This window comes from Oceanobacillus luteolus, from assembly GCF_023715655.1.
GTDB classification, from domain to species: domain Bacteria; phylum Bacillota; class Bacilli; order Bacillales; family Amphibacillaceae; genus Oceanobacillus; species Oceanobacillus luteolus.
In genome coordinates this window covers 1-8,239 of sequence record NZ_JAMBON010000069.1, presented here as the reverse complement: position 1 = coordinate 8,239, position 8,239 = coordinate 1, and the positions used below count along the sequence as shown (strand labels likewise).

Below are 8,239 nucleotides of genomic sequence, written 5' to 3'. Positions count from 1 at the left end.
CATACCTAGCTTTCCATTCTATTCTTTTGTTAGCATCGTTCATTGGCATAACCTCCAGATTTTTTTCTAAAGAGATTATCTCAAGAACGGATATTTAATAGAAGGTGTTCATTGTTTGACGCTTACACTACAAATACATTTCAAGATTCGCAACTATTTCGCTACCACTTAAAAGCAATTAAGGAAGATGGTTATGCTTTTGATGATGAGGAACGAATGGTTGGTATTCGTTGTGTAGCCGTGCCGGTATTTCGAAATCAGGAAGTTATTGGGGCTCTAGCCATTGCGGCACCAGTAGAACAAATTTCACGGAAAAATATCAAACAAATCGCCACTAAATTAGATGTGGGAAGTGAAGCAATCACCAAGGAAATTGAAGCTTTGGAGAAAGGTTGATTTTCTACAAATCGGTTTGAATGGTCATGTAGGGAGTATTCCACTGGTCCATATAACAATAAGAGCCTAGGAAATCTTTAAACGATTTCCTAAGCTCTTGTTGTCTAAACGCTCAATATGAAAAGATTAGTTTTCAAAAACTTTAACTTGAACGTCTGTATCGATATGTTCTTTTTCGCCAGCTTGTTGTTCAACGGATCCAAATGGCATTTGTGCAAGCATTTCGTAAGACTCAGGAAGATTGAACATTTCTTTCGTTCCCTTATCGAAACCTTGTTCATAACCAACGTTGAAATGTTGTAAGCTTGCGCCCAAGTCCATTTCAGCTAAAGCTAACCAAACCGCATATTGTGCATTCGCATTGTTGTTTTGTTTATACGCTTCTTGACGGACACCTTGTGCAGGCATTCCTTCAACCGCTTCTTTATCTTCAAAGAATAGTACCGTACCGATTCCATTTTTCGCTCCGGTAATAATGCCTGACATCATATCCCACATGTCACCTTCAAGCACATTTTGTTGAACATCATAAATATGATTCCAAAACTTCTCGTTTGCGCTATCGAATAGTACAACTACACGTGTTGTTTGGCTGTTGAAAGCGGAAGGCACTTGTTTAACAACCTCGCGAATTCTATTTTCAATATCCTTTTTTGAATAGTTGCCATCCGTTCCTAATGCGTAAATCGAACGGCGTTTCTCTGCTAAATCTACAAATGTTGTCATATACATTCTCCTCTAAGATGAAATAGTTATTGGGCTTGTATTATCTTTTTTCTTCAAGCCACATTAGTAGTGTAGAATAAATAAAACCGTAATTCAAAATAAGTCCACATAGTTTCATTAAGTGAAACTTTATAAAAAGTAGCTGGAGAAATTTCGAATCAGATACATGTTATACTAGTAAAAAGGTAACCACGGACCATATAGCTACAAATAGGAGTTGGATAAAGTGAGTGAAAACAAAAGTACCGCAGTAAAACGCTCGGACAAAGCAGAAAGCATTCTTTCCCAAATCAATCGTGATACAAAGCTAGGCGAATTACGAAAAATCGCGAAGAAGATTAAAAAGGACCACGAACTAGCGGTGGCAGTTTGGGCAAGCGGAGAGTTTATGCCTCGACTCTTGGCCATCTTAATCATGGATAAAAATCAGCTTACCCAAGAGGTACTAGATGAGCTTGTTCAGGATATGCAGAGTCATACTTTGGAAGAACGAAATAACTTGATGGATTGGTTGATGGCTAATCATCTTACCAAGGATAAAAAGAGAATTGCATTGCTCGAATCGTGGATGGATAGCCCTTCTGCACTGCAGAGGCGAGCTTTCTGGTATTATCAAGCACGATTGAGATGGACTGGAAAAACTCCGCCGGATAACACCGAAGATTTAATATCTAAAATTGAAGCTAATATTGCGGAGGAAGAACCGGAAGTTCAATGGGCTATGAATTTTACTGCAGGCTGGATCGGCGTCTATGAAGAAAAGTATCGTGAACGTTGCAGTCAAATTGGAGAGAAAACAGGACTTTATAAAGATGAATTCGTTTCAAGAGGTTGTACTCCAAACTATTTACCGGAGTTTATAAAGATGGAAGTAAGCAAGCGGTCGTAATATCAATAAATAATAACGCTCAGAAAAATGGAACTGTAACTACTAGGTGGGCAGTCCAGCATTCTGAGCGTTTTTTGTGTTGCAAACAGTGAGTCAGTCTGTTAATCCATGAACTAAAAAAATCTCAAAAAACATATTGTGAAATAATGAACAATATGATATATTATGTTTACAGCGTGCTTATGTGAAAAGATGAGCATACAAAATGGAGGATGATGAATAATGAGAGTAGCTGTTATTGGATGTACTCATGCTGGAACTGCAGCGATTAATAATATATTGAATTTATACCCTCACGCACAAATTGATGTATTTGAAAAAAATGATAATGTTTCTTTCCTTTCTTGCGGTATTGCCCTTTATGTAGGTGGTGTCGTCGAGGATGCGAATAGTCTGTTTTACGCTTCCGTGGAGCAGTTCGAGCAACGCGGCGTCAACATGCATATGAATCATGAAGTGGTAAGCTGCGATGTAAATGAAAAACAGCTTCAAGCAAGAGATATGAAAACAGGTAAAATGAAAGATTATCAGTATGATAAGCTGATCATCACGTCTGGTTCTTGGCCGATTACACCGCCCATTCCAGGTGCTGATTTGGAAAATATCCTGTTATGTAAAAACTTTGCACATGCAAAAGAAATCATTCGAAGTTCTGAAAATGTACAAAACGTTGTTGTGGTTGGTGCAGGATATATTGGTGTAGAACTTGTAGAGGCGTTTGAGGAGAACGGCAAAAACGTCACACTGATCGATAGTGAAGAACGAATCTTGAATCGTTATTTAGATGAATCTTTCAGCTCACCTGTAGAAACTAGCTTCAAAGAGCGTGGCGTTGAGCTTGCACTTGGCCAGACTGTTTCCAAATTTGAAGGAACAGGAACGGTGCAAAAGGTGATTACAGATAAAGGCGAATACAACGCAGACTTAGTAGTCATGTGTGTTGGATTCAGACCGAACACTGGATTATTTGAAGGTCAAATTGATATGTTGGGTAATGGAGCGATCATTGTGGATGAATATATGCGGACAAGTGTAGAAGACGTATATGCTGCGGGTGACTGCTGTGCTGTCCCTAACAATGCAACCCAACAGCCGTCTTATATTCCACTTGCAACAAATGCAGTAAGAATGGGTACCCTTGTCGCTCATAACCTGATGAACCCTGTATTGAAGCACCCAGGAACTCAAGGAACTTCTGGATTGAAAATTTACAACCACAACATCGCTTCAACAGGATTAACGGAAAGTGCAGCAACTATGGCGGGCTTGTCTGTAGCAAGTGCTTCTATTGAAGATAATTACCGTCCGGAGTTTATGCCGGAAAATGCAGTGATCCAACTAAAACTTGTTTATGAAATAGAAACACATCGTATTGTTGGTGCCCAAGTTATTTCCGATGCTGATTTTACACAATCGATCAATACACTAAGCGTAGGTATCGCTAACGGAATGACCATCGAAGAATTGGCACTAACCGATTTCTTCTTCCAGCCACATTTCAATAAACCAGTGAACTTCCTGAACCAAGTTGCATTGAAAGCAATGGCACAGGAAAGTGAAAAAGTTAAAGATGAAGAGCAAGTCTCAGCTTAATAGAAAAATGTACACCGAGCATGTGAAGTTAATTTGCATGCTCGGTTTTTTTAGATTTGAAATAGGATACATGCTCTCACCTTACCTCTAAGGGATTATTTTACTTAGAGAGGAGGTAATGTGAGAAGGTTTCATGTACCTTTGGGAGCTAGAATTCAGATTAAAAGGTAACATGAGAAGCGCTCATGTACCCTCGATGGACGAGTTTCACCTCAGCAAGTAACGTAAGAAGTTTTCACATGCCTACAGAGAATGAGTTTCAGTCCGAGGTAACATGAGAAATGCAATGAATGAAGTAGAAGTTCGTAATCATTCATTTTGTTATGGCTGCTATCCAAAAGAAGGATTAGCATCCTTTTTTGTTGAAGTAGTACTACAGGTCTCAGCCCAAAATTAACTCTACAAAAGGAATAAATACTCAAGACAGATTGGAGAGTTTATATGAAAAAAGTAGTGCTGGCAGGGGGAACAGGATTTATTGGTGAATATTTCGAGAAGAAGTTCAGAGAGATGGGATATGAAGTAAAAATTATATCACGGCAAAAACAACATATCTCCTGGGAAGATAAGTCGGAAATGATGGAAGCGTTAGAAGGTGCGGAACTGCTGATCAATCTTGCAGGTAAATCTGTAAATTGCAGATACAATGAAGCAAATAAAAAAGAAATCATGGAATCAAGAAGAAGGACAACGACTTTGCTCGGGGAGGCCGTCAAGGCATGTAGTCATCCGCCAGAGGTTTGGATCAACTCCAGTACGGCGACAATTTACCGGCATGCCGAGGACCGGCCGATGACGGAAGATGATGGAGTAATCGGTTCAGGATTTTCCGTTGATGTTGCGACAACATGGGAGAAAACATTCTTTGACTTTGATTTACCGAACACGAGACAAATTGCGTTACGAATTGCAATCGTATTAGGGAAGGATGGCGGTGTCATCATACCATACAAAAACTTAGTAAGATTTGGACTAGGCGGGGTACAAGGTAAGGGAAATCAAATGTTCAGTTGGATACATATTGAGGATTTGTTCAAGATTATTCTCTTTTTAAAGAAAAGAGAAGAGCTAAGTGGCGTGTTTAATTGTTCATCACCTTTTCCTGTTACAAATCGTGAATTAATGAAAACATTAAGGGAAACGATGAATATGCCATTCGGGTTGCCTTCGCCTAAGTGGATGTTGGAGATTGGCTCTATTTTCATTCGTACAGAAACCGAACTCGTATTGAAAAGTCGATGGGTTCTGCCAGAACGATTAGAGATGGAAGGCTATGAGTTTGCCTACCCTACATTGGATAAGACGTTGGAAGATATTTTGAAGTAATGGCTGAGCAATAATTTAGTGTGAAAGTAAATGTAATGATCTGCAGAAGATAGGCAAACTTTTTATCCAAAAAAATCTAGTTATAGTATCACTTTCTCCATTTTGATATACTGGGTGTATTGGCTTAAGCACATACATTCTCATATACATTAGCAACTCAGATAAGAAATACACCTTGGAGGAACAACAATGACTACATACTTTTACGAATTCTTAGCAGACATCTCGGAAGAATTCGCACATACATTATACGAACTGGAAAAAGCGATCTACAACAGTCCCCGTTCGATGCTGACGCATAGCCGGACGTTCATTGAAGTACTGTTGGAGAAAGTGATGATCCATGAGAATATGACCAATGATCCTTACATGACGATTGTGGAGCGGATTCAAAATCTGGACGAAGCAGGTCTACTCACTCCAGAAGTAATGAACGCATTTCATGAGGTAAGGAAATTAGGGAATGTGGCAGCACATGATACGCGGCAATTTAGATTTTCAGAATCACTGACAGCTTGGGAGCATATCCACACGATTGTAAAATGGTTTGTCGAAGTGTATGAATCGTACACCATTGAAGTACCGGAATATGTGGACCCGGTGATGAAGCAGGAACATTCTTATGGATTGGAAGAAATGGCACTGCGCTTTAAGAAAATTGAAGACCTTTTAAAAGAGTCGCTTGCCTACGAGAAACCTAAAAATACAGAACAAGAAGCAACAGATATAAAAATTGTTGAGGTGGAACCAAAGCCTAAAAAGGGTAGAATTTCATTGCTCGATGAAATCAACGAAGAACCCGGTTTTGTTTCAGTACGAACGATATACTATGGAAAAGATTCGGTTGAGATTCCTTACTTCTTGAGGGATGCATTCTTACTTCCACAACGTTTTGAAGAATCGGAGCGTTTCTTGATCCGTCTTGGGGGAGAGCAGCAGGCAAGAATCATGAGTGAACTGCCAAGTTCATTGGAAAACTTCCATCTAAGAGTGACTCGCTATAACGAAACCCATTCTGAAACGTTCTTCCATGAATTGAAAGAGTTTGTACAGGAAGAAATCAGAAGGAAAAAGCTCATAAACAGCCGTCCTGGAGAGTTATTCTTATTCTTTAAATCTAGTGAAATCGTTGTGACTGACGACCTCGGAAACGTCGATCTCAGTACAGAGAACTTCACAGGAATGCCCGGGCTGATTGAACAGCTGAATGACGATGGCATATATAAGGTTAGGCATTTACCAAAGGAATTACTCATCCTAGGCAAATATCATCGCGTTGGAAAAGGTCGGGTAGAGAGCTTTTTTGAACAACTGCGCCAGATACAAGAGGATTTGGTGAAAGTGACGGTGTAAATTGTTGTGATTGCTATAGACTAATCGATTCAGCTAATACTAAGCGGGAGATCAAATTCGGATCTCCCGCCTTTTGTTTTAGAATAAGTTAAAATAACATATCTATATAGAAAAAAGATTTTATCAAGAAGCAATTTCTACCGCTTTTACTTTCTTACTTCCGAAAAGATAAATCACCAAAATAATTACCATTAAAGAGGCAGAATAGACATAGGTCATACCGTATCCTACAATACCCGCCAAGTAGCCGAGCCCGATAGAACCGGCTGCCAAACCAAAGTCGATAAAAATGAGAAGCATTGAATTAGCTGTTGCTTTTTTCTCTGGAGGAACAAGAGTTAACGCCCACGCTTGAACAATAGGGTGGATTACACCAAAAGCAATCCCAAATAATATCCCAGCAACGAGCACCATAATCATTCCAGTAGAAAAACCTAATAAAATTAACCCTGCCGCGCCTGAAATTGCAGCAGGTATAATAAGGATTCGATGACCAAAGCGGTCAAAAATTCTGCCGGAGAAGATGCGAACCAATACCATCGCTATTCCTTGTGCGATAAAAAAGTACGAAATGTTCCCACCTACTCCAATTTCTTTCCCAAATGCTCCCATAAAGTTAACGGTACCTGCAATTGTCATATAGTTAAGTGATACCAAAATACAAGGAAGCAGCACACGTTTATCGAACATATATGCATAGAACGGCTCTTTCTTATTTTCTTTTGGTTTAGGTTTTTCCTCTTCATTATTAGAATTCGTTTTGGTGAAAAAGCTGCATAATAGTGTAAAAGCCATCAGTCCAAGAGTTACCCACATCAATGAATCAAACGAAAAATGTGTAATATATGCGATGGCGATGAGAGGTCCCATAGTCGTACCGACGCTTGTAGACATGGAAAATAAACGAGTCCTTCACCTAATCGTGACTTAGGAACAATATTACTGGAGATTGTAAATACCAACATTGTAAGCATACTAAACCCAATACCTTGTAAAGCTCTAATGAATATTAAAAATCCAATCGAGTCGTTAAGAAAAGTAAGAGCGATTGTACCTAAAAAGTAAACGACCGAAAAGATGAGTAATAATTTCCTGCTGAATTTTTGGATTATGACACTTGCAAAGAAACGAGTCACTAAGGATGCGGTCATTAATGTCGTCGTCATAATTCCTGCGATTGCAGGATTATTAGTAACAGTAGCCACAAAAATAGGAAAAGCTGCTGTGATCATATAAAATGCAGAGAAAATGATAAAAGCAAGAATTACAATATTAAAATATTGGCTCGTCCACAGTTTTACTTTCATTTTCATATGGTAAAGACCACCCATCTATCATAAAATAAATACGGTATTTTGATTTATTGTTTACCATCAACGTAGGAAATTTTAAAGCTCATCCAAGTAGGTTAGTTATAATCGTTCAAATTTCTTCTATACATAAAGATGCAGCTTTAAAGAGAATCCTTTAAATTGGGCTTAGTGTGTTTAATTTCGGAGGCTATTCTTAAGAAACTATGTTATTTATTTAGTACAGGATAAATTTTCCTTCATGAAATAGGGAAAAATAGAGCGGGATAATGTAATAAAATGTAGAAAAAACATATTGCATTGTTTTTTAGTCTATGATATATTAAATATCCGCCACCGAAAACAAGCGGAAATAAACAAAAAAAGTTGTTGACTTCTAGTTTGATAGTGTGGTATATTAATTCTTGTCGCTTTTAGTCGAGTGACAACGACTTGAAAAAAGAATTGAAAAAGTTCTTGACTCAATATTACAAGTCTGATATAATGTAAGAGTTGTTGCGAAAAAGCAACAAAACAAAATTTGCTCTTTGAAAACTGAACAAAACAACCAGTATGTCAAGCAAGGTCACGTGAGTGGCCAAGCATAAACTTAATAAGAAAACCCCGTTTTCTTATTAAACAACAGCTAAGTTTTTTCAAACACTTT

8 protein-coding genes are annotated in these 8,239 nt (G+C 38.4%); 5 read left to right on the top strand and 3 right to left on the bottom strand.

What is annotated here, in order from left to right:
- Positions 1-111: 111 nt before the first annotated feature.
- The gene (locus M3210_RS19140; RefSeq protein ID WP_251517742.1) at positions 112-396 is read left to right on the top strand and encodes an IclR family transcriptional regulator domain-containing protein; all 285 of its coding nucleotides are present in this window, start codon (positions 112-114) and stop codon (positions 394-396) included.
- Positions 397-522: 126 nt separating this feature from the next.
- On the opposite strand, the gene M3210_RS19135 is transcribed toward M3210_RS19140, so the two are convergent.
- Complete coding sequence (locus M3210_RS19135; RefSeq protein WP_251517741.1) at positions 523-1,122, bottom strand: nitroreductase family protein; 600 nt, start codon at positions 1,120-1,122, stop codon at positions 523-525.
- Between the two features lie 226 nt (positions 1,123-1,348).
- On the opposite strand from M3210_RS19135, the gene M3210_RS19130 reads away from it, so the two are divergent.
- The 4 genes from M3210_RS19130 to M3210_RS19115 all read left to right on the top strand — a co-directional run bounded on the left by M3210_RS19130 (position 1,349) and on the right by M3210_RS19115 (position 6,283).
- On the top strand, positions 1,349-2,011 hold the full coding sequence (locus tag M3210_RS19130) for a DNA alkylation repair protein (RefSeq protein ID WP_251517740.1): 663 nt from the start codon (positions 1,349-1,351) through the stop codon (positions 2,009-2,011).
- 222 nt (positions 2,012-2,233) lie between these two features.
- The gene (locus M3210_RS19125) at positions 2,234-3,604 is read left to right on the top strand and encodes an FAD-dependent oxidoreductase (RefSeq protein WP_251517739.1); all 1,371 of its coding nucleotides are present in this window, start codon (positions 2,234-2,236) and stop codon (positions 3,602-3,604) included.
- A gap of 441 nt (positions 3,605-4,045) precedes the next feature.
- Positions 4,046-4,930, top strand: coding sequence for a TIGR01777 family oxidoreductase (locus M3210_RS19120; RefSeq protein WP_251517737.1), 885 nt, complete (start codon positions 4,046-4,048; stop codon positions 4,928-4,930).
- 189 nt (positions 4,931-5,119) lie between these two features.
- Complete coding sequence (locus M3210_RS19115) at positions 5,120-6,283, top strand: DUF4145 domain-containing protein (protein ID WP_251517735.1); 1,164 nt, start codon at positions 5,120-5,122, stop codon at positions 6,281-6,283.
- A gap of 123 nt (positions 6,284-6,406) precedes the next feature.
- Here the strand turns inward: M3210_RS19115 and M3210_RS19110 are convergent, their stop codons facing one another.
- Positions 6,407-7,177 (bottom strand): MFS transporter, encoded by a 771-nt coding sequence (locus M3210_RS19110; protein ID WP_251517732.1) that lies wholly within the window; start codon positions 7,175-7,177, stop codon positions 6,407-6,409.
- On the bottom strand, positions 7,099-7,596 hold the full coding sequence (locus M3210_RS19105; RefSeq protein WP_251517730.1) for an MFS transporter: 498 nt from the start codon (positions 7,594-7,596) through the stop codon (positions 7,099-7,101). The genes M3210_RS19110 and M3210_RS19105 overlap by 79 nt, the downstream gene beginning before the upstream one ends.
- Positions 7,597-8,239: the final 643 nt, after the last annotated feature.

Coding starts and splice junctions, on each gene's coding strand:
- M3210_RS19135 (WP_251517741.1), bottom strand. CDS start 1,122: ATGACAACATTTGTAGATTTAGCAGAGAAACGCCGTTCGATTTACGCA.
- M3210_RS19125 (WP_251517739.1), top strand. CDS start 2,234: ATGAGAGTAGCTGTTATTGGATGTACTCATGCTGGAACTGCAGCGATT.
- M3210_RS19120 (WP_251517737.1), top strand. CDS start 4,046: ATGAAAAAAGTAGTGCTGGCAGGGGGAACAGGATTTATTGGTGAATAT.
- M3210_RS19115 (WP_251517735.1), top strand. CDS start 5,120: ATGACTACATACTTTTACGAATTCTTAGCAGACATCTCGGAAGAATTC.
- M3210_RS19110 (WP_251517732.1), bottom strand. CDS start 7,177: ATGTCTACAAGCGTCGGTACGACTATGGGACCTCTCATCGCCATCGCA.
- M3210_RS19105 (WP_251517730.1), bottom strand. CDS start 7,596: ATGAAAATGAAAGTAAAACTGTGGACGAGCCAATATTTTAATATTGTA.